This window comes from Mesorhizobium sp. M0048 (assembly GCF_040323405.1).
GTDB lineage: Bacteria > Pseudomonadota > Alphaproteobacteria > Rhizobiales > Rhizobiaceae > Mesorhizobium.
In genome coordinates this window covers 152,022-171,167 of record NZ_JAMYUV010000007.1, presented here as the reverse complement: position 1 = coordinate 171,167, position 19,146 = coordinate 152,022, and the positions used below count along the sequence as shown (strand labels likewise).

Annotated in this window: 18 protein-coding genes; 4 read left to right on the top strand and 14 right to left on the bottom strand. The window is 62.6% G+C overall.

Translation table 11 applies throughout. The features are described 5' to 3' along the window. The first annotated feature begins 182 nt into the window (after positions 1–182). Positions 183–1,088, top strand: a complete 906-nt coding sequence (galU, locus tag NKJ84_RS10185) for a UTP--glucose-1-phosphate uridylyltransferase GalU (protein ID WP_352506340.1) — start codon at positions 183–185, stop codon at positions 1,086–1,088. A gap of 131 nt (positions 1,089–1,219) precedes the next feature. Here the strand turns inward: galU and NKJ84_RS10180 are convergent, their stop codons facing one another. Next, positions 1,220–2,977: an outer membrane beta-barrel protein gene (locus NKJ84_RS10180; RefSeq protein WP_352506339.1), complete on the bottom strand. Its 1,758-nt coding sequence runs from the start codon at positions 2,975–2,977 to the stop codon at positions 1,220–1,222. A 150-nt stretch (positions 2,978–3,127) separates the two neighbouring features. On the opposite strand from NKJ84_RS10180, the gene NKJ84_RS10175 reads away from it, so the two are divergent. Then, entirely contained in the window at positions 3,128–4,129 is a 1,002-nt protein-coding gene (locus NKJ84_RS10175; protein WP_254817072.1) for a KpsF/GutQ family sugar-phosphate isomerase, read from the top strand. A 13-nt stretch (positions 4,130–4,142) separates the two neighbouring features. Here the strand turns inward: NKJ84_RS10175 and NKJ84_RS10170 are convergent, their stop codons facing one another. From NKJ84_RS10170 to NKJ84_RS10135, 8 genes are all read right to left on the bottom strand, one after another. After that, the gene (locus NKJ84_RS10170) at positions 4,143–4,607 is read right to left on the bottom strand and encodes an NfeD family protein (RefSeq protein WP_352506338.1); all 465 of its coding nucleotides are present in this window, start codon (positions 4,605–4,607) and stop codon (positions 4,143–4,145) included. 4 nt (positions 4,608–4,611) lie between these two features. After that, complete coding sequence (locus NKJ84_RS10165) at positions 4,612–5,559, bottom strand: SPFH domain-containing protein (RefSeq protein WP_254816928.1); 948 nt, start codon at positions 5,557–5,559, stop codon at positions 4,612–4,614. 131 nt (positions 5,560–5,690) lie between these two features. After that, positions 5,691–6,755, bottom strand: coding sequence for a ferrochelatase (gene hemH / locus NKJ84_RS10160; RefSeq protein ID WP_352506337.1), 1,065 nt, complete (start codon positions 6,753–6,755; stop codon positions 5,691–5,693). A gap of 150 nt (positions 6,756–6,905) precedes the next feature. Next, positions 6,906–9,032 carry a 5'-nucleotidase C-terminal domain-containing protein gene (locus NKJ84_RS10155; protein ID WP_352506336.1) on the bottom strand — a complete coding sequence of 709 codons (2,127 nt, stop codon included), beginning with the start codon at positions 9,030–9,032 and terminating at the stop codon, positions 6,906–6,908. Positions 9,033–9,322: 290 nt separating this feature from the next. Next, positions 9,323–9,697: an outer membrane lipoprotein Omp10 gene (omp10, locus tag NKJ84_RS10150; RefSeq protein WP_254817073.1), complete on the bottom strand. Its 375-nt coding sequence runs from the start codon at positions 9,695–9,697 to the stop codon at positions 9,323–9,325. Between the two features lie 187 nt (positions 9,698–9,884). Then, a complete protein-coding gene (locus NKJ84_RS10145) occupies positions 9,885–11,330 on the bottom strand; it encodes a homospermidine synthase (RefSeq protein WP_352506335.1) in 1,446 nt (481 codons plus the stop codon). Positions 11,331–11,452: 122 nt separating this feature from the next. Further along, on the bottom strand, positions 11,453–12,691 hold the full coding sequence (locus tag NKJ84_RS10140; protein ID WP_352506334.1) for a hypothetical protein: 1,239 nt from the start codon (positions 12,689–12,691) through the stop codon (positions 11,453–11,455). A 158-nt stretch (positions 12,692–12,849) separates the two neighbouring features. After that, positions 12,850–13,899 carry a LacI family DNA-binding transcriptional regulator gene (locus NKJ84_RS10135; protein WP_352506333.1) on the bottom strand — a complete coding sequence of 350 codons (1,050 nt, stop codon included), beginning with the start codon at positions 13,897–13,899 and terminating at the stop codon, positions 12,850–12,852. A 193-nt stretch (positions 13,900–14,092) separates the two neighbouring features. Here NKJ84_RS10135 and NKJ84_RS10130 point away from each other — a divergent pair, with 193 nt between their 5' ends. Then, positions 14,093–14,419, top strand: a complete 327-nt coding sequence (locus NKJ84_RS10130; protein ID WP_352506332.1) for a MoaF-related domain-containing protein — start codon at positions 14,093–14,095, stop codon at positions 14,417–14,419. A gap of 14 nt (positions 14,420–14,433) precedes the next feature. Next, a complete protein-coding gene (locus tag NKJ84_RS10125) occupies positions 14,434–14,877 on the top strand; it encodes a DUF6640 family protein (protein WP_352506331.1) in 444 nt (147 codons plus the stop codon). Positions 14,878–14,999: 122 nt separating this feature from the next. Here the strand turns inward: NKJ84_RS10125 and NKJ84_RS10120 are convergent, their stop codons facing one another. The 5 genes from NKJ84_RS10120 to NKJ84_RS10100 all read right to left on the bottom strand — a co-directional run bounded on the left by NKJ84_RS10120 (position 15,000) and on the right by NKJ84_RS10100 (position 18,941). Next, the gene (locus NKJ84_RS10120; protein ID WP_352506330.1) at positions 15,000–15,938 is read right to left on the bottom strand and encodes a heme-dependent oxidative N-demethylase family protein; all 939 of its coding nucleotides are present in this window, start codon (positions 15,936–15,938) and stop codon (positions 15,000–15,002) included. Further along, the gene (locus tag NKJ84_RS10115; RefSeq protein WP_352506329.1) at positions 15,935–16,222 is read right to left on the bottom strand and encodes a YciI family protein; all 288 of its coding nucleotides are present in this window, start codon (positions 16,220–16,222) and stop codon (positions 15,935–15,937) included. The genes NKJ84_RS10120 and NKJ84_RS10115 overlap by 4 nt, the downstream gene beginning before the upstream one ends. Positions 16,223–16,239: 17 nt before the next feature. Then, positions 16,240–16,902, bottom strand: a complete 663-nt coding sequence (locus tag NKJ84_RS10110) for an aminotransferase class IV family protein (protein ID WP_352506328.1) — start codon at positions 16,900–16,902, stop codon at positions 16,240–16,242. After that, complete coding sequence (locus tag NKJ84_RS10105; protein ID WP_352506327.1) at positions 16,851–17,996, bottom strand: aminodeoxychorismate synthase component I; 1,146 nt, start codon at positions 17,994–17,996, stop codon at positions 16,851–16,853. The genes NKJ84_RS10110 and NKJ84_RS10105 overlap by 52 nt, the downstream gene beginning before the upstream one ends. A 156-nt stretch (positions 17,997–18,152) precedes the next feature. After that, positions 18,153–18,941 carry a helix-hairpin-helix domain-containing protein gene (locus NKJ84_RS10100; RefSeq protein WP_352506326.1) on the bottom strand — a complete coding sequence of 263 codons (789 nt, stop codon included), beginning with the start codon at positions 18,939–18,941 and terminating at the stop codon, positions 18,153–18,155. Between the last annotated feature and the right edge of the window lie 205 nt (positions 18,942–19,146).

Genomic DNA, 19,146 nt, shown 5'->3' with positions numbered 1-19,146 from the left:
AGACTATTCATCGCCGAACCCGGTTAGCATTTGGTTTACCATAGGTGCCGTGCGGGGTGAAAAGATGCGTCAATGCTTTACCAGCTGAGATTTATGACCCACCGTTCAGTAATCCTCGATTTCGGCATGAAAATGTCTCGAATCGGGATTGCCGAACAGGCATGCAAATGGATAATTGGCACATGAAGAGAGTTCGCAAGGCAGTGTTCCCGGTTGCCGGTCTCGGCACGCGCTTTCTCCCTGCTACCAAGGCCATTCCCAAGGAAATGCTGACGGTCGTCGACAGGCCGGTCATCCAGTATGTGGTCGATGAGGCGCGCGATGCCGGGATCGAGCATTTCATCTTCGTGACCGGCCGCAACAAGGCGGTCATCGAGGATCACTTCGATGTCCAGTTCGAGCTCTACGACACGCTTGCGCAGCGCGGCAAGGACGACCAGCTCGCCCGCCTGCAGCGGCTGCAGCCGGCGCCGGGGCAGACCAGCTTCACCCGCCAGCAGGTACCACTCGGCCTTGGTCACGCCGTCTGGTGCGCGCGCGAGCTTGTCGGCGACGAGCCCTTTGCGCTGCTGTTACCCGACATGATCATGCAGTCGGAAAAAAGCTGCATGAAGGATATGGTCGAGCTTTACGCCGAGACCGGCAACAACATCGTCGCCGTGCAGGAATGCGATCCGGCCGAGGCGCACAAATACGGCATTGTCGGCCGCGGCGATGACGCACATCACGGTTTCCGCATCACCGGCATGGTGGAAAAGCCGAAGACCGGCACGGCGCCGTCGAACCTCTACATCAACGGACGCTACATCCTGCAGCCTGAGATATTCAAGATACTCGAAGGCCAGGAAAAAGGCGCCGGCAACGAGATCCAGCTCACCGATGCAATGCTGAAACTGCAGAAACAACAGCCCTTCTACGGCTATCATTATCGCGGGCGCACGTTCGACTGCGGCTCGCCCGAAGGCTTCGTCGAGGCCAACGTTGCCTTCGCGCTGTGGCGCAGCGACATGAATGCAAGCATGGCCGGTGTCATTCGCACACTTCTCGACGAACTCGCGCCGTCAGAGCGCCGCGGCCTAGCCTTATAGTGTCAGCACCGGTTGCCGCGCTGGTCGGCGAAAGCGCGCCGCGTTCGATCGGCCTCATGCGACGCGCTTAGGCTCTTGTTTTATGCCAGTCGTTATCGCAAAACCGCTGCACACCTTTGCGCGACATGCATTTAGCGCTGCAACTTCACGCCAACGAAAATGCTATTGGCCGTGTAGTCGCGCCCAACCAGGTTGCTGGTCAGTTTTTCAGTCCTGGCGCGGGTGGTTAGCCCGGTGTAGCGGTTCAGCCACCACGTCAGCCCTGCCTCGGCGCTCAGCGTCAAATCATGATCGTCGGAGCCGGTATAGTCGCGCCATTCAAGGCCGAGAGCGGCATTTCCGGTCAGGTTGGCGCGGATCTGCCGCTCGCCCGTGAGGCTGCCGGAATAGAGCATGGAGCCGCTTTCGCCCGCATTCGTCGTGTTCTCGGCGGTCGTCTGTGCGGTGAGCCCGATCGTGGTGCCGCGTTCCGGCGACCATTTGAGATCGGCATTGACCGTCGCGCCCGAAATCGCCGGCAGGGCGTCGTCGTCGATGGCTTCGCGCAGCCATCCGACCGAGAACTCGCCGGTAAGCTTCTCGCGGAGATCGAGCTCGACGCCGGCCCGTGCGCCAAGCCTGGTCGAGGAGCGCTGGAAGCCGTTTGGATCGACGCGCAAATCATAAGCGCGCCGGCCGATCTCGATTTCGGTGAACGGCGTGATGGCAGGCGAGATCTCGTAACCAGTGCGCAAAATGGCCGTGTAGAGCGTCGAGTCGCGGCCCTTCTGCGACAGTGATCCGCCCGACGAAAGCTTAGCGTCGCCAAAGATGTCGTGCTCGACCGCGCCGGTCAGCGCGAAGCGCATCTTGCCGGCATCCTTCTCGACGGCGAGACTGCCGTTCACTGTCTGGCGCACCGGCTGGCCAACGGCGCCGACGACTGCGTCCGGCGCCGAGGCCGATTCGGGCACGGCCTCATAGCCCAGCTTGGCGATGGCGCGCAGATCATTGTCGAGATCGATGTTGAGTGTGCCGTCGACGTGGCCTTGCGCCTCGTGAATGTCATAGCCGGACAAGGTTTCGCGGAAGATGCCATAGCCCTCAACCGTCGCTGAATTCTCCTGCCAATCGGAGACGGCGTTGAAGCGCAGCGTCGTTTCCGACAGCAGGGCCGGCTTGCCGAGGCTGCTCGAATCGGCGTTTGTCGAAGACGTCAGGCCTTGCTCGAGCGTCGGCCGGATCACGAACGAGCCGAGCTTGATGCCGGTGGCGGCGAACGGGTCGTCCTCGTTCTTTTTGTTCTGGCCTTCGATGGCTTCGGTGCGCTCGGCGCCGGGGTCGAGCCTGAGCCTTTCGGCGGAATCGATGGTCACCGCACGGCGGTTAGCCGTATCCTGCTCGTCTATGGCGGCGGTATCGGTGTCCTTGGTCGTCGCTGCAGTCGCGGTTCTCTTGCTCGTATGGCTGTCCGTGGTCTCGGCTTCGGCGTTGGCGGCGTTGGCGGCGCGCGTCGCGCTTGGCCGCCGTCGCGGCGGCGGAGCTGGGTTGTCGGGAAATGGGTCGCCGCTGGCCGCCGGCGGATCGAAAGTGCCGCCGGTTGCGGCCGCTTCGCCCGTGCCGTCGTCAGGCAACGCCCCCTGGCTGGTCGGACGATAGGTAGGCAGCGGCGTATTGTCGTTGGGGGTTGCAGCCGCCTGGGCGGCTTGGGTTCCAGCCATGCTCGTTTGCCTGATCTTGTACTGCTGGTCGTCCAGGTTTGGCGAATCCGAAACCTCGCCGCGCAGCTCGGTTTCCTGGGCGCAAAGCAGTGTCGGACGCGACAACGCAAAGACAGTGGTTGCCAGCAGCAATGCGCGAACCGCCTTGCCCTTTCGTCCCATTTTGTTTTGAGGCTGAAACCCGGACATCGGCACCACTGCTTGCGCGGCGCACGCGCGCCATACTTACGAAACCGTAAATGGGGATGGTTAACGGAGCGTTGAGGGATGGCCCGTCAGGGTGTTCGGAGCGGCAATTCCGTTGGACAGGCGCGTGCCGAAGCGCTAATCGCATCGTCCATGGACGTGAAATCCCCAGACAGGAAGCGGCACGACGGGCAGGCCGCGATTGCCTCGGCGCTGAGAACGGTGGCGACAGAGCAGGCCGGCGTCGCGGCATTGGCCGACGCGCTCGAAAACGGGCTGGCCGAGCCGTTCGCACGGGCCGTCGACATGGTGTCGCAGATCGATGGCCGCGTCATCGTCACCGGGGTCGGCAAAAGCGGCCATATCGGCTCGAAGATTGCCGCAACGCTCGCCTCGACCGGCACGCCGGCCTTCTTCGTTCACCCTGCCGAAGCCAATCACGGCGACCTCGGCATGATCGCCAGGAACGACGCCATCATCGCCCTGTCGTGGTCGGGGGAAAGCCTCGAGCTCAAGGGCATCATCGCCTATTCGAGGCGCTTCTCGATCCCGCTGGTCGCGGTCACCGCGGGCGAAAAATCGGCGCTGGCGCGTGCGGCCGACGTGGTGCTTCTGCTGCCGCGAGCACCGGAAGCCTGCCCGCACGGCCTTGCGCCGACGACCTCGACGCTGCTGCAAATGGTGATGGGCGATGCGCTGGCCATCGCGCTGCTCGAGGCACGCGGCTTCACCCCGGACCATTTCCGCACGTTCCATCCCGGCGGCCAGCTCGGAGCCAACCTGACTCAGATCCGCGAGATCATGCATGTCGGTGACAGGCTGCCGCTGGTGTCGTCCGGCACCGGCATGCGCGAGGCAATCCTCGAATTGTCGCGCAAGGGGTTTGGCTGCGTGGCGGTGACTGCGGCGGACGGCAAGCTGATCGGCATCATCACCGATGGCGACATCAGGCGCCATATCGGCAGCGATCTCTTGGCCATGAGCGTCGATCAGGTGATGACCAGAGAGCCAAAAATGGCCGCGCCCGACACGCTGGTGGCGACGGCGCTGCAGACGATCAACGACTCGGCCATTACCAGCCTGATGGTGGTCGAAGGCAGGCGGCCGATCGGGCTCGTCCATCTGCACGACCTGCTGCGTATCGGTGCTGCCTAGTCTGGCGAGTTTTCTAGACCGCCTCGACCGTCAGTTCCAGATCGGTATCAGCGGCACCCGTCACGCGCACCTGCGTGCCGGCCGGGAGGTCGGGGCCGGAGACACGCCACAACGTGTCGCCCAGCTTGATGCGGCCGCGCCCATTCTTGATCGGCTCGGCAAGGGTCGCCGTCCGGCCGACCATCTGTGCGCCGCGGCGGTTGAGCAGAGGCTGGTCGGTCTCATCGTGGCGTCCGCCCACCAGCCGCTTGCCGACATAAGCCGAGACCAGCGACAGCACGAGGAAGGCGACGACCTGGACCTGCCAGGTCCAGAAACCGGCGTCCCAGATGAGCAGCGAGACGACGCCGATCAACAGCGCGGCAATGCCGATCCACAGCATGAAAATGCCGGGCGCGATGACCTCCATCACCAGCAGGATGAGGCCGAGGACCATCCAGCTCCACGGGCCGAGTTCGGAAACAATGCGGTCGAACATGGCCTCAGGTCTCGCTGGGACGAACCACGGGCGGGCGGGCCTGTCGTGCTGGACCGGCGGTGCCTTCGCCCTTGAAAACTTCCCTGGCGATTTCGCCAATGCCGCCAAGCGTGCCGATCAGTGAGGAAGCCTCTATCGGCATCAGCACGAGTTTACTGTTTGTCGCGGAGCCGATCCTGGTCAGCGCTTCCGTGTATTTCAGCGCGACGAAGTAGTTGAGCGCCTGCACGTCACCCTTGGAAATCGCCTCCGACACCACCTGCGTGGCGCGTGCTTCAGCCTCGGCCGATCGCTCGCGCGCCTCGGCGTCGCGGAAGGCGGCTTCCTTGCGCCCCTCGGCCTCCAGAATCTGCGACTGCTTGAGGCCCTCGGCGGCGAGGATCTGGGCGCGCTTATTGCGCTCGGCCATCATCTGGCGGCCCATCGATTCGACGAGATTGGCCGGCGGGTTGATGTCCTTGATCTCGACACGGGTGATCTTGATGCCCCAGGGATGCGCGGCCTCGTCGACGACGCGCAGCAGGCGCTCGTTGATGGCGTCGCGGTTCGACAACAGCTCGTCGAGGTCCATCGAGCCCATGACGGTGCGGATGTTGGTCATCGTCAAATTGAGGATAGCGTTCTGCAGGCCGGCGACCTGGTAGGCGGCCTGCGCCGCGTTGAGCACCTGATAGAAGGCGACGCCATCGACGGCAACAGTGGCGTTGTCGCGCGTGATGATCTCCTGCGTCGGGACGTCGAGCACCTGCTCCATCATGTTCATCTTGGCGCCGATACGATCGACGAAGGGCATGATGAGGTTGAGGCCCGGGCTCAATGTCTTGGTGTAACGGCCGAAGCGTTCGACGGTATAATTATAGCCTTGCGGAATTGTCCGGATGCCTTTGAAAAGCACCAGCACGACAAGGGCGACAAGAACAAGAAGCGCGATATCGAAACCACTGAAACCCATTTGGCTCTCCCCTCAAAGGCCGGCCATGCCGGACAGTTCCACGCGGCCGGCTTGATCAAACACTTAAGTGTGTTTCAGCAACGTTACAATCAGGTGATCATGGATTGCCGGTGAATAGACGGGTGATCTGTTCAGGCCCAGCCGGACAGCTCGCGCCGCACCATTGCCTCGATCACCGCCATGCCCTCGGTACTGTCGTTGAGGCAAGGGATGTGTGCGAACTTTTCGCCGCCGGCATGATGGAAGGTCTCGGCCGCTTCCCTGCCGATCTCGTCCAGCGTCTCGATGCAGTCGACGGAAAAGCCGGGGTTGACGATGGCGATCGATTTTACGCCTTCGCGCCCTAGTCTTTCGACCGTCTTGTCGGTGTAGGGCTGCAGCCATTCCTGCGCGCCGAAGCGCGACTGAAAGGTGGTGATCAGCTTGTTTTCATCCCAGCCGAGCTTTTCGCGCAGCAGCCGCGTCGTCTCGAGGCAATGGGCTTGGTAGGGATCGCCCTTGTCGGAATAGGGTTTCGGAATGCCGTGATAGGAAGCGATGACAATTTCCGGTTCGAAGTCGAGGTTCGCCAGATGCTTTTCGATCGAACGGGCGAGCGCCTCGATATAGGCCGGCTCGTTGTAATAGGGCGGCACGCTGCGAATGGCCGGGGCGCGGCGCATCTTCATCAGCGCGCGAAACAGCTGGTCGTTGGCAGTCGCAGTCGTCGTCGCCGAATATTGCGGATAGAGCGGGAAAGACAGGATGCGGTCGCAGCCTTGCTCGACCAGCCTCTCGGCCACGCTCGCGGTCGAAGGGTTGCCGTAGCGCATCGCCCAGTCGACAACGACATTGGGTAGGTCGCCGAGCGCGAGCCCGAGCTTCTCGGCCTGGGCGCGGGTGTAGGTGCGCAGCGGCGACTCGTTGCGCTCCCGGTTCCATATCCTGGCATAGTTGGCGCCCGACTTCTTCGGCCGGGTGGTGAGGACCACGCCGTAGAGGATCGGATACCAGATCGCCTTGTTTAGCTCGATGACGCGTGGATCGGACAGAAACTCCCGGAGGTAGCGCCACATCGGCTTGAAGCCGGTGCCGTCGGGGGTGCCGAGATTGATCAGCATGACACCGACCTTGCCGGTCCTGACCGGAGGGCGCCCTGCCGACGGCGAGGCGGCGGTCTTCTCGGCTTTGATTTCAGCAGGGTTGGCAAGCGTCATGAGGTTCTCCAACACCGCGAACCAACGGTGCCGCGGCGAAATTAGCGATGCCGCCCCGGTTTTCAAATGCTGCGTCTGGCCGCACCTTATCCCAGAAATGCAACACCCGCCCGGTCTGCCGGGCGGGTGCATTGCGTTCCTGCGGCCGGATTACTTCGACGCCGCCGGGATCGTCAAAGTTGCGCCGACCGGCAGCCGGCGTGGCTCGTAGGCTTTGTTGGCATCGGAAATCATTTTCCATTTGGTGCCGTCGCCATAGGCCTTCACCGCGAGATCCCAGTAGGTATCACCGGCGACGATTACATGGCTGCCTTCGGCCGGTGCCGGCTCAGCCGGCTTGGCGGGCTCGGCAGGTTTTGCCAGCTCGGTTGGCGCCGGTTCACTTGGGGCCGGCTGACTCGGGGCCGGCGCTGTCTCGGCGGGCTCGGCCGGAGCAGGGGTCGCCGGAGCCGGTGTGACCGGAGCCGCAGGTGCCGCCGGCTGGGCCGGCTCGGCGGGTGCGGGTGCCGCCGGCGCGGTTTCCGCCGGGACGGCCGGCGGTGTCTTGGAAATGTCGCCTGAGCCGGCCGGCATTTCGGGCATTGCCGGTTCAGCAGGCTTTACCGGCGCAGCCTCAGCAGGTTTTGGCGGTTCGGCAGGCTTGGCCGGTTCCGCGGCCGGGGCCACGGTCGCGGCGATCTCGGTGATGCGGCCGTCGAGCTTGGGCGTATAGGGCCGGTGCGTGCCGAGGTAATCGGCGACGACCTGTTCCAGCCCCGGGCCGTAATCATAGGCGTTCTTGGCCTTCTCGGCGAACACCTTATAGCCGTCGCCGCCCTGGCGGACATAGTTGTTGGTGGCGACAAGGTAATCCTTGTCCGGCTTGATCGGCGTCCAGACGCCGCCTTCCATGACCTCGACCGATTTGACGCGTCCGTTAGGCGGTGCCGATCTGTCGAACGCATATTTCAGGCCGGCAACCTGCGGGAAGCGCCCGGCGCCGTCCTCGACCTGGCTGAGGCCGCTTTCGAGGCCGGCAACCAGATCCTTGCCGGAGATATGGAAGGTCGCCAGCGTGTTCTGAAACGGCAGAACGGTGAGAATCTCACCCATAGTGACGGTGCCCTGGTCGATCGAGGCGCGCAAGCCGCCGCCATTCGAGATGACGATCTCGACACCCTGGCCCCTGACCCGGTCGAGGACGGCGTCGGAGACCAGATTGCCCATCTCGCATTCGCGGGCGCGGCAGTTTTCCCGACTGCCGTCGATCGCCTTGGTGGTCTCGGCGACTTCCTTGTTCTTCAAAGCCTCGATCGGCGCGCCGAGTTCCTTGATGCGGGCAAGCACGGCGGGGTCGGGCGTGATCGATTTGTCGAGATGGATGGGATCGCCGCTCGCCTCTTTGACAACGCCGTTGTCGTCGAACACGACCTTGAGCTCGCCGAGATATTTCGAATAGGACGCCGCCTGGACGACCGGCACTTTGTAGCCGTCCGGATTGTCGACCATCGTCGGATAAGGGCCTTCCGCCTTGGGGTCGGTGTTGGAGAGCAGCGAATGGCTGTGGCCGCCGACCACCACGTCGACGCCCGGGATCTTGGCGATCACGTCGCGCTCGCGCTTGTAGCCGATGTGGGTGACCGCGATGATTTTGTTGACGCGCTCTCCCTTCAGTTTCTCGACCTCGGCGGTGATCGACTTGACGTCGTCTTCGATGGCGATGTTCGGGCCAGGCGAGGCAAGCTCCGGCGTGTCGTTGGTGACCGCACCGACGATGCCGATCTTCTGGCCGCCGACCTCGACCACGATCGATGGCTTGACGCGGTCGCCGAGCTTGGATTGCGCATTGGCCTTCACGTTGGCGCCGAGCACCGGAAACTGGATCATGTCGAGAAACGGCGCCAGCGCCGACTCGCCATCGTCGAACTCATGGTTGCCGAGAGCCTCGGCATCGAACTTCATCTGGTTGAGGAATTCGCCTTCTGTCTTGCCCTTGTAGGTCGTGTAGAAGAGTGAGCCCTGGAAATTGTCGCCGGCGCTGAGCAGCAGCACGTTCTGGCCTTCCAGCTTCTTGCGCTCCTGCGCGATCGCTGTGACGAGGCGGGCGGCGCCGCCGACGCATTCACCCTTGGTCTCCTCCTCGGCCGAGCAGGTCGATTCGTACTTGTTGTTGCTCTCGATGCGGCTGTGCCAGTCGTTGATGTGCAGGATGTTCAGCGTGTAGTCGGCAAAGGATGCCCCTGCCGACAGGCCAAGCGCCGATGCCGACAGCGCGGCGATGGCAGCGATCTTCTTCATTCTCGTCTCCCGGATGACTCGAGTACAGCGCCGCGCGTCATTTGGGACGCGCAAAGGACGCTGTACCATTTTTATTTTGCGCATGATCCTTTCCGAAAATCGACTCCGATTTTCGGGGTCATGCGCAGACGCGTTTAACGCTCTTGTTTGACCTGGATGTAACAGCCTCTCGGGCCATGTTCACATCGCGTTTCAGTCGATGCAAGCGGAAATCGGCATCAGCTTTGCCGGCGCAAGAAAACGGCGGCTTGAAGCCGCCGCCTTGTGCAAAGTCAATTCGGAATCGAACTTCAGGTGCGCCTGGTCAGCACAAAATTCTGTCCGCTCGCGCTGGTGCAATTGAGCTGGCTGGTCGAGACCATCAAGCAGTTGAAGCTGATCGGCGTCTGGCGGATCAGCGAAGTGCCATGGATCTCGACCGAGGTGCCGCCGGTCATGGTGTAGCTGCCATCGGCAAGCTTCTGACCGGTATCGGTGGCGACGGTCGCGAAGCTGCCGCCCTTGAAGGTGGATAAGCCGGTGCCCTGCGCGTCGATCCAGGAGCCTTCGACCCCTTTGGCGGTGATCACCGGTGGCTCGCCCGGGCCGGTGGTGGTGCAGGCCGCCAACGTGACGGCAGCGGCCGCGGCAATGCCAGCCGAAAGCAGTCTTTGCGCAATCGTCATCATCAAGATCCTCTCCTCTCGCATCGGCTCGAAAATCGATCCGATTTTCGGAAAGCACGATGCGCACATTCAAAGTGCTGGAGCGTACTTTGTGCGTCCAAATGGACGCACGTCGCTCTAGGCCGCCCCTCTTCAATCGCCCGATTTCCGGGCGATTGCAAGCTGGCGGAGTGTCGAGGCAACGCTGCTATCGAACGAGGATGTTGCGGAATTGCCACGGGTCTTTGGTGTCGAGGTCCTCGGGAAACAGACCAGGCCGATTGTCGAGCGGTGTCCAGTCCGTATAATAGCTCCTGACCGGCCCCAGATAGGGGTTCTGCACGTCGAGGCAGCGCTTGTAATCCATCTCGTCGGCTTCGACAATGCCGGCCTCCGGATTTTCCAGCGCCCAGACCATGCCCGCCAGCACCGCCGACGTGACCTGCATGCCGGTGGCGTTCTGATAGGGCGCCAGCTTGCGCGCCTCGGCCAGCGACAGCTGCGAGCCGTACCAGTAGGCGTTCTTGGCGTGGCCGTAGAGCAGCACGCCGAGTTCGTCGATGCCATCGACCAATTCGTTTTCGTCGAGCACGTGATGCACGGGCTGAGCCTTGCCGGCGGCACCGAACATCTCGTGCAGCGACAGCACGGCGTCGTTGCAGGGATGATAGGCGTAATGGCAGGTCGGCCGGTACTGCACCTTGCCCTTCTTGCCATGCAAGGTGAAGAAATCGGCAATCGAAATCGCCTCATTATGCGTCACCAGGAAGCCGTATTGCGGACCGGCCGTCGGGCACCATGTGCGCACGCGCGTGTTGGCGCCGGGCTGCTCCAGAAAGATAGCGGCCTTCGAGCCGTTCTTGTGCTTATTGGCGTTCTTCGGCATCCACGCCTCGTGCGTGCCCCAACCGAGCTCGGCCGGCTGCAGGCCTTCCGAAATGAAGCCTTCGACCGACCAGGTGTTCCAGAACACGTTCATCGGCTTGGGTTTCTTGGTGCGCTGGGTGTCGCGCTCGGCGATATGGATGCCCTTGACGCCGGCCTTCTTCATCAGCTTGGCCCAGCCTTCGCGATCGTGCTGCGCGGGTTCCGCGAAGTCGAGGCCAAGATCTGTGGCGAGGTTGACCAGTGCCTGCTTGACGAACCACGAGACCATGCCGGGATTGGCGCCGCAGCATGAGATCGCCGTGGTCCCGCCCGGGTTCTTCGCGATTTCGGTACGCACCGTTTCGCGCAGCGCATAATTGGTGCGTGAGGCGTTGTCGGCCTTTTCGTCGAAATAAAAGCCGAGCCAGGGCTCGACCACCGTGTCGATATAGAGGACGCCAAGCTTGCGGCAGAGCTTCATCAACTCGAGCGAGGAAGTGTCGACCGACAGGTTGACACAGAAGCCCTGGCCGCCGCCATTGGTCAAAAGCGGCGTCAGCAGCTTCTTGTAGTTCTTCTTGGTCACTGCATCCTGCATGAAAGTGATGCCGCGCTCGTCGAGCAATTTGCGGTCGGCGTCGCGCGGGTCGATGACCGTCATGCGCGACTTGTCGAATTTGAAATGGCGCTCGATCAGCGGCAGCGTTCCCCGTCCGATCGAGCCGAAGCCGATCATCACGACAGGGCCGGTGATCTCACCGTAAACGGGCCAGTTTTCATTCGCCATTTATCGATTACTCCCTCAAAAAACGCTTCGGAACAGCGGCTTGGCCGCGGCGCGACAAACCATAGATCATTGTCACAATAAAGCGAAAAGCGGACGACCGGCTTTACGCCGCGCCATCCCGGCTACGGCTCGACCAGTCTTGCGAATTCAGGCTTGAAGAGGGCACGTGCCTCGGAGACCGGCAGTTCCAGCAGATCGTCGGCGCAGGCCTGGATGGCATGCGGTAGGGTCTGGAGCCCGAACACCAGAACCTGCTTGTCGCCCTCACGCCAGAGGCTGACCGCCAGATATTCGCCGATGAGATCGTCCATGCCGCATTCGGCTTCGTGATCGATGTCGGTCTGATCGGTCGGTTTCTTGCGCCGCTGCTTGACCAAGGAGGCGAGGGAAGGACCTGGCTTGCCATCCACCGTATCCGAGAAAATGTCCTGGAGGCCAAGCAGGACGCCGCGCCGCACATCCATGATGTAGGCGTCCGAATAGTTGGTCGGATGCGCTCCGCCGCAGAAGATGCTGCCGGATTCCCGCCAGCTTATCAGCCGCGGCGTCAGCGAGCTCACTTCGAATGTGCTGTCCGCATAGCCGCCGAGCGTGCCGTCGTTCACACCGTCAATCGGCCCGCCTTCGTTGAAACCGGCATATTGCGCCGCCACGCAGCCCAGTGCGCCGATGTTTGCGCGCCACTGCCTGTCTTGCAGCAGAGCATTCGCGGCCTCGACCGAAACGTTGCCGGACAGTTCGACGATGCGCGGCGTGGCGAATTTGGTGCGGGGGTCGACGACATAGCGGTAGGTTGCGTCCGGCCAGCCAGTCGCCTTGCCGTTATCGAGCCGAGTGTCCATCCGCAGATAGTCATAGGGGGACGTTTCCATGGTGATCGGCGTGTCATTGCCGAAGAACTTCATGAAGCTGAAATCGTAGAGATCGAGAGGGCTGCCGGGCTCGTTCCCGGTCACCTGCCGACTTGCGACCCGTTCCAATCTGAGCGGCAGCGCCCTCTTTCCGTTCCAGCTGCCTTCAAGTGTCTTGCCGTTACTGGATGAGGCCAGGCGCCACACGGCGGCGATCGGCGCGGCCTTTCCGCCATCGCAATTGTCGGCGCCGCATGCCTCCTCCTCGGCCAGTTCGAACTTGCTGCCCTTCTGCGACCTGGCTTGCAGCGGGATGTCGACGCCCTTCGAGCGGTAGAAGTAGCGGCCGGCCAGCGGGCCGTCGCCGGCCGCGGGGTCGCCGGTGAATTCGACGACGATATCGCTTTTTCCAAGCTTGCCGGCATAAGTCACCGGCTCCGCCTCGGCTGCTGTCGACAGTACCAGGATCGCGGCCACGAACGTGACCGGCCTGCCAAGATGCTGGATCATTGTTCCCCAAGCCACAAGTTACAGTTGTCTACCGCCGGCAGTCACGGTCGGCTGTCAGGCACTTATAGTCAAGTTGTGCCTCGTTCAGTGCCAGACGCTGCTCAGCGAAAAGACGCTGCGAGCGCCGCCCCTTGGTGCGGATGGCACGTCCGCCCGTTTCAGCGGATTTTTGCCCTCGGCGCGGCTGTGGAGGCTCGAACCACCAGTTCTACCGGCAGAACGACCTGGCGGGGGGCTTCATTGTCAAGAACCATTCGGGCGGCAAGCCTGCCTTTTCCGATCACGTCTTGCGCGACAGTGGTCATCGGAGGCGTGGTGCGTGCAGATTCAGCGGTGCCATCGAAGCCGACGACCGATACGTGGCCCGGCACGTCTATGCCGCGGCGAACCGCCTCGTCCAATATCGTGATTGCCTGCCAATCCGACATGGTCAGGATCGCGGTTGCTTCAGGCGCCCTGTCGAACACTACTGCTCCGGCAGACGGCTCGCCTGGTATCGTCTCGATGATCGGGACATCGTCGATCGATAAATTCGCCTCCGCCAAACCCTGTTTGAAACCGTCGAGCCTTTCGTCATCCAGCGGGAAGCCGGCCAGAAGCGGGCGCGTTGCGTGTCCGGGCATGTGGACAATCGGCGGGCCGGGAGTCCGGCGCACCGAAAGGATGGCAAAATGCCGGTGCCCCAGCCCGGTCAAATGCCGGACTGCAGCAACCGCGCCGCTCCGGCCGTCGATCTTTATCGAATTGATGTCGGGACCTGCGTCGCTTTCGAGAATGACGAAGGGCAGACGGCGTCTCTGGACCGAAACTATGAGACCAATGTCGGCGCTGTGACCAAGGATAAAGCCGTCAACCAGGGCATCGCGGATGCTGGCGAAGCGCGTGTTGTCGGTGCCGTTTACAAGGCTGAGCGTCGTTCCAGCCTCGTCGCAGGCGAGCGAAACGCCGAGCACCAGCTCGCGGCCGTATGGGCTTCTCATCACTTCGGAGATGGCATAGGCGCCAGGCGGCATGAACCCGATGGCATTGAACTTGCCGTCCCGCAGCAATCGTCCTTTCGGATCGGGGCCGCCAAACCCGAGCGCTCGCGCGGCCGCTTCGACGCGCTCGCGCAATTCAGGCCTGACCAGCTCCGGCCGGTTGAAGACGTTGGAGACAGTCCCCCGGGAAACTCCGGCAGCCTTGCCGACATCGGCTAGGGTGGGCATTGGCGATTCACTCGTTTTCCCTGAGGTAGACCATTTTTTGGAGCGCTCCAAGAATTTTATTGACTCAAGATCGAAATTGGCGGATCGTGTCTCTTGGAGCGCTCCAAGAACATTTATTCTGAGGATTTTTGCGACTAGACATTGAAGATCGTCAAATGGCGTGGCCGCAGCGGCCATGCCCAAGGAGAGGATGATGGCAGAAACCGATGTTTTTCCAGCCTCGCTCGTCGGCAAGACTTTCGACTGCGTTTTCGGCCCCTTCGTACCGCGGTTGACGTTTCTCTCGCCTCAGGAATTGCATATCCAGGCGTCGATCGGGACCACCGAAATCGATGAGGTGGTCAACGTCGGCCTGATCAGCGTGCGCCCGAATCTCGTGCTCGCGAGCTGGACGGAGCAGAGCGGCAACTTCATTGTGCAGTTGCAGGACCACGAGGAGGGGATCGTTCATAATTATGCGCGGCTGGCCGATGGGCAGCTCTTCTGTGCCCAGGGCGCCATTCAAGTCGTTCCTGCATAAGGGAGGAAAATGCGATGGAACTCGCTTACGACAGTCATCTGCTTGCTCGAATTCTGCTGAGCGTCGCGACCGTGGGCTACGGTGTGGTGACGATCAAAGCCGACTTGAACGCCACCCACGCCACCAATCCGCTCTGGACTCCCCACGCCCGGTTTCACGTCGTCTGGCAGGTGTTGAGCTACACCGGAGTGGCGCTGATTGCGCTCGGACTTATCTGGATCAAGGGGCAACTCGAAGCCGAGCGGCTCTATCTCGCGGGGGGATTGGCCGCGGCCATGTATGGAGCATTCTTCGCGGCCATGCTCTCGCGGCCGATCTACGGCGGCGTGCTGTATGACGAGAACGGCTATCTGCCGTTCCGGCCGCCGTTTGGACCGGTGGGCTGGCGGTGGGATGTCAACGTCACAGTCTTTACCGCGATGTCCGCGATCCTGCTGCTGGGCGTGGCTGCGATTTAGGGAATCCCAGGAAAAGTGTGAAACGGTTTTCCGTCCGGAATTGCGCAAGAACAAGCAAGGACAAAGAGATAGAGCGGTTCGGCGCTTCCGTGAAACGACGAACTGCTCTAGCAACTGTAGTACTAGGACAGCGCCAGCGCCCCGAGCCGCTCGACCAACCGGTCACGGTCGGCGGTCATCCCCTTGTAGTCGAGCTGTGCCTCGTCCAGCGCCAGAAGTTGTTCGGCAAAGGACGCTGCGAGCGCCGCGCGGTCGCGGTGGCGCTCCAGCACGGCGAGCGGGTCGAGATGGATGCGGATGGTGAAGAGTATGTCGCCCGAGACGGGGAGTTTTCTCAACGTCTGCCGCTCGACGCGGATAAAGGCATGGGCGTCGATGTCGCCGTCCGGGAATCGCGACGGGCGATTGCTGGCGCGATCGATGCGCTCGAGGTTGGAGAGCGGATGGTAGAGCGCGTCGCCCGCCTGGATCGACCAGTTGTAGCGCTCGACGGCTTGGCCCTGGAGGCCGTCGAACATGCGGTTGATGAGATCGGCGGGGCGTGTGCCTGGGCCGAAACCCGGTACCGGCGCGTGGATCTGCTGCAGCGGCTTGCCGAATTTTTCGGTCAGCGACCATGACGACGGGAAGCAGAGCGAGCCGGCCGCCAGGCGCCAGCCGCTCTCATCGCGGCGCATCAGGATCAAATCCTCCTGGACGAGCAACGAGGCCGCGACAAGCGGCGCATCGCTGAAAGAAGCTGCGGTGCCTGAGCCTTCGAGATTGTCGGTGCCGCCGATCACCTCGATCGCGTCGGCGGTACGCCTGTGGGTATCAGGAAAGTTCGCCGCCAGATGCGCACCGAGCAGATCGAGCACTTCGCGCTGGGCGTCGCGCGTTGCTTGCTCCTCGACAAAAACCTTGTCGGGAATTTCCGTGTAAAGCCGGCGTTTCTCGGCAAGATACGGCAGCAGATATTGGTCGACCTCGATCCAGCTTTCGAGATTGAGCGGTTTCAGCCCGATGGTGAACAGTTTCGACGAGCCGTCATAGGGTGTGTGGGTCGGTGGGCGGAAACTCATGCTTCTTTGTAGGCTTCCAGTGCGGCAGCGGCCATTCTCGCCGTGAATTCGGTGATTTCGTAGTCGGCGGCACCTGCCTTGGCGAAGGGATCGTCCGCCAGTCTGGCATCGAGCTCCTCGCGTGGACCGTGCGCGATGATGATGCCGCCGGTCCTCGGCCGCTTCGGCCCGGAGGCGACAAAGATGCCTTGCGCATAGCAGGCCTTCAGCCACTCGACATGCGCTTGCTGCAGGCGGTCGATCTCGGTCAGCGGCACCTTGTAGTTCAGCGAAACCACGAACATTGTTGTCTCCCGATGCTTCAGCCCAGCCGCGCCGGGATCAATCCGCGCAGCGAGTTGCCGACGAACAGCGCCTTGGCCGATTTCAGTTCGTTCCACGTGTAGACCGCTTCACCGGCGCGGCCTTGATCCAGCAGTTCACCGCGCAGGACGCCAGGCAGCAGGCCGCAATCGAGCCGTGGCGTGGCCAGCATGCCGTCGCCGAAATCGGCAAAGACGTTGGTGATCGTGCCCTCGCAGATTTCGCCGCGCTCATTGGCGAGCAGTACCTCGTCGGCGCGGCTGGCGAGATATTCGGCGCGGGCGCGCGTATAGGTTTGTCGGCGGCTGGTCTTGTGGCGCAGCAGCATGTCGCTCGAATCAAGCCGCACCCGTGCCAGCTGCAGGATCCAGACCTTGTCGGCGGCAATCGGCTCGTAGGGCTGCACCGAAACCGCGACTTCGCCATTGCGCGACAGGACGAGGCGGGTGCGCAACGCGATCTGTTGGTGGCCAACCGCATTCATCAGCGCTTCGCCGACCCGTTGCGGATCGCAGGCGAAGCCGAGTTCGTTTGCCGAGCCGTAGAGCCGCGCGAGATGGCGGTCTAAACGGAGGAAACCCGAGCCGGGTTCCCAGCGCATTGTTTCGATCAGTTCGAAATCGGCAGTGTTCCCGTCGCGAAACGGGCTTTCAGCAGACACTCCTGGTACTCCTCTTCGGCTGTCGAATCGAAGACGACGCCACCGCCGACATTGTAGACCGCCTCGCCATCGGCAAAGAGCGAGATGGTGCGGATCGCCACCGAAAAGCGCATCCGGCCGCCGGGCGCGATCCAGCCTATGGCGCCGCAGTAGACATCGCGCGGGCCAGCTTCCAGCTCGCGCAGGATCTCCATGGCGCGGATCTTCGGCGCGCCGGTGATCGAACCGCAGGGGAACAGCGCGGCGAAAATCTGGCGGATGGTAAGGCCGGGCAAGAGTTTCGCCCGCACGCGGCTCACCATCTGGTGGACGGTCGGGTAGCTCTCGATGCGGAAAAGCTCCGGCACATCGAGCGTGCCAACCTCGCTGATCAGTGAGATGTCGTTGCGCAGGAGATCGACAATCATCCGGTTCTCGGCCTGGTTCTTCTCGTCGTTGCGCAAGAACGCTTTCAGGCGATCGTCCTCGGCTTTTGTTGCGCCGCGCGGCGCGGTGCCCTTCATCGGATGCGTCTCGATCATGCCTTCCGCGTCGACCTCGAAGAACAGTTCGGGCGAACGCGACAAGACGATCGGATCGCCGAGCGCGACCAGCGCCCCATACTTCACCGGCTGGCGTTCAGTCAGCGCGTTGAAGGCGACCAGTGGATCGCCCGACCATTGTGCGTGGACCGGAAAGGTCAGATTGCCCTGGTAGCAGTCGCCCTTGCGGATATGGTCATGCAGGCTGGCAAAGCGTTTGGCGTAGTCATCCGAAGACCAGGCTGCCTTAGCGTCGAAGATTGGGCCGTTGCTGGCCGGCAGATCGCCTGGCGCGATCGTCTCTTCGGCTGGCGCATCGAACACGCCGAGGCAGAAAAGCGGGGCGCGGCGGCCGGCCGGCAGCAGCGGAACGAGCTTGGGTTCGAGCAGGTAACCGGCCTCATAGGAGAAATAGCCGGCCAGCCATTTGCCGCCGTCATGTGCTGCCTGCGCTGCTTCCAGGACCGGCAAAAAGTCCGCCTCGCCATGCGCTGCGATTATCTCGGCCGGCCGGTCGAAAACGAGCTGACGCGCGGTCTCGTCGTTCCGGAAAATTGCAAAGGGCAGGGGCATAAGGCTCGAATGCTGCGGTCACCAGCGATCGATCTATATGGGGGCTCGACCGTGTGCAATCGAGGGAGCGGCGTCTCAAGACGCAAAGGCGCGGGGCAAAAACAAATGCGGCGCCAGTGGGCGCCGCCTTGTTCCAAAATGCCACCTCGCGATGGGTCAGGTGTTGCTGGCTTCCCCCGCGGTCGGGAAGCGGCGCGCAAATTCCTTCTCGTCACCGGCGGCAAGCAGTTTCGCCTGCTCGATCCAGCGTTCACGTTCGATGCGGCCGTCGAAATTCAACGTCGCCTCGATCCGCTTGACATCGTCGGGCGTCCAGGCGGCGATCTGGGCATAGGTCGTGACGCCAAGCCCTTTGAGCAGCCGCTCGTTGGTGGGGCCGATGCCGATCAGGCGACGCAGATCGTTGGCTTTGCCTGCCGCGGTGGCTGTTGCCTTGCCGGTCGCGGCTTTCTTTGCAATTGGCGCAGCCTTGCTTGCCGCCGGCGCGGTCCTGGGCGCGGCGCTCGCCTTCGATACAGGCGGTTTCTGCGTTGCCGTTTTCGCGGCACTTGCGCGTGGCGCGGTGGCGGCCTTCGCCGTTGCAGATTTCTTCGGCGCCGGTTTGGCCGGTGCGGATGTCGACATCAGGGTTGACGGCGCCTGCATCGCGGCTTTGATCGCGCCGGTCCTGGCGGCTGGCGCCTTGGCTGTTGCCGCCTTCGCGGTTGGCGCCTGGGTGGTTTTCGCCTCGCCCAGCCGGCGTTCGAGATCGGCGCGGGCGCGGCCGCATGCATCCAACTCACCGGTCAGACGGTCGCTATCGGCCCGCAATCTGTCACGTTCGCTGCGCGTGCGGTCTAGATCGCCGCGCAAACTGTCGAGCTCGCCACGCAGGCGTCCCCAAATGAACCAGCCAACCAACACACCTACCAGGAACGCCAGGAGCATGTAGAAAAAAGTGCCCATTGTCTTTCTCTCTCCAGTCCCATCCGTCCGCCCTGGCCTGTAGAGCCATGACCTCGGCGAAGGACCATTCGATGGTGGTTCCGCAATTTGCAGAACAGCCGGCTTCGATCGAGCTGTCGGCGACCGGTTTGCCCCTGGCCAACAGCCATTGTCGCATCCGCCGACACGCCATGACCGGTCGGGACTTTCCGACCAGGCCCATTCG

Bases quoted from the DNA above. Each gene is read 5' to 3' on its own strand.
- galU (WP_352506340.1), top strand. From the start codon at position 183: ATGAAGAGAGTTCGCAAGGCAGTGTTCCCGGTTGCCGGTCTCGGCACG.
- NKJ84_RS10180 (WP_352506339.1), bottom strand. From the start codon at position 2,977: ATGTCCGGGTTTCAGCCTCAAAACAAAATGGGACGAAAGGGCAAGGCG.
- NKJ84_RS10175 (WP_254817072.1), top strand. From the start codon at position 3,128: ATGGACGTGAAATCCCCAGACAGGAAGCGGCACGACGGGCAGGCCGCG.
- NKJ84_RS10170 (WP_352506338.1), bottom strand. From the start codon at position 4,607: ATGTTCGACCGCATTGTTTCCGAACTCGGCCCGTGGAGCTGGATGGTC.
- NKJ84_RS10165 (WP_254816928.1), bottom strand. From the start codon at position 5,559: ATGGGTTTCAGTGGTTTCGATATCGCGCTTCTTGTTCTTGTCGCCCTT.
- hemH (WP_352506337.1), bottom strand. From the start codon at position 6,755: ATGACGCTTGCCAACCCTGCTGAAATCAAAGCCGAGAAGACCGCCGCC.
- NKJ84_RS10155 (WP_352506336.1), bottom strand. From the start codon at position 9,032: ATGAAGAAGATCGCTGCCATCGCCGCGCTGTCGGCATCGGCGCTTGGC.
- omp10 (WP_254817073.1), bottom strand. From the start codon at position 9,697: ATGACGATTGCGCAAAGACTGCTTTCGGCTGGCATTGCCGCGGCCGCT.
- NKJ84_RS10145 (WP_352506335.1), bottom strand. From the start codon at position 11,330: ATGGCGAATGAAAACTGGCCCGTTTACGGTGAGATCACCGGCCCTGTC.
- NKJ84_RS10140 (WP_352506334.1), bottom strand. From the start codon at position 12,691: ATGATCCAGCATCTTGGCAGGCCGGTCACGTTCGTGGCCGCGATCCTG.
- NKJ84_RS10135 (WP_352506333.1), bottom strand. From the start codon at position 13,899: ATGCCCACCCTAGCCGATGTCGGCAAGGCTGCCGGAGTTTCCCGGGGG.
- NKJ84_RS10130 (WP_352506332.1), top strand. From the start codon at position 14,093: ATGGCAGAAACCGATGTTTTTCCAGCCTCGCTCGTCGGCAAGACTTTC.
- NKJ84_RS10125 (WP_352506331.1), top strand. From the start codon at position 14,434: ATGGAACTCGCTTACGACAGTCATCTGCTTGCTCGAATTCTGCTGAGC.
- NKJ84_RS10120 (WP_352506330.1), bottom strand. From the start codon at position 15,938: ATGAGTTTCCGCCCACCGACCCACACACCCTATGACGGCTCGTCGAAA.
- NKJ84_RS10115 (WP_352506329.1), bottom strand. From the start codon at position 16,222: ATGTTCGTGGTTTCGCTGAACTACAAGGTGCCGCTGACCGAGATCGAC.
- NKJ84_RS10105 (WP_352506327.1), bottom strand. From the start codon at position 17,996: ATGCCCCTGCCCTTTGCAATTTTCCGGAACGACGAGACCGCGCGTCAG.
- NKJ84_RS10100 (WP_352506326.1), bottom strand. From the start codon at position 18,941: ATGGGCACTTTTTTCTACATGCTCCTGGCGTTCCTGGTAGGTGTGTTG.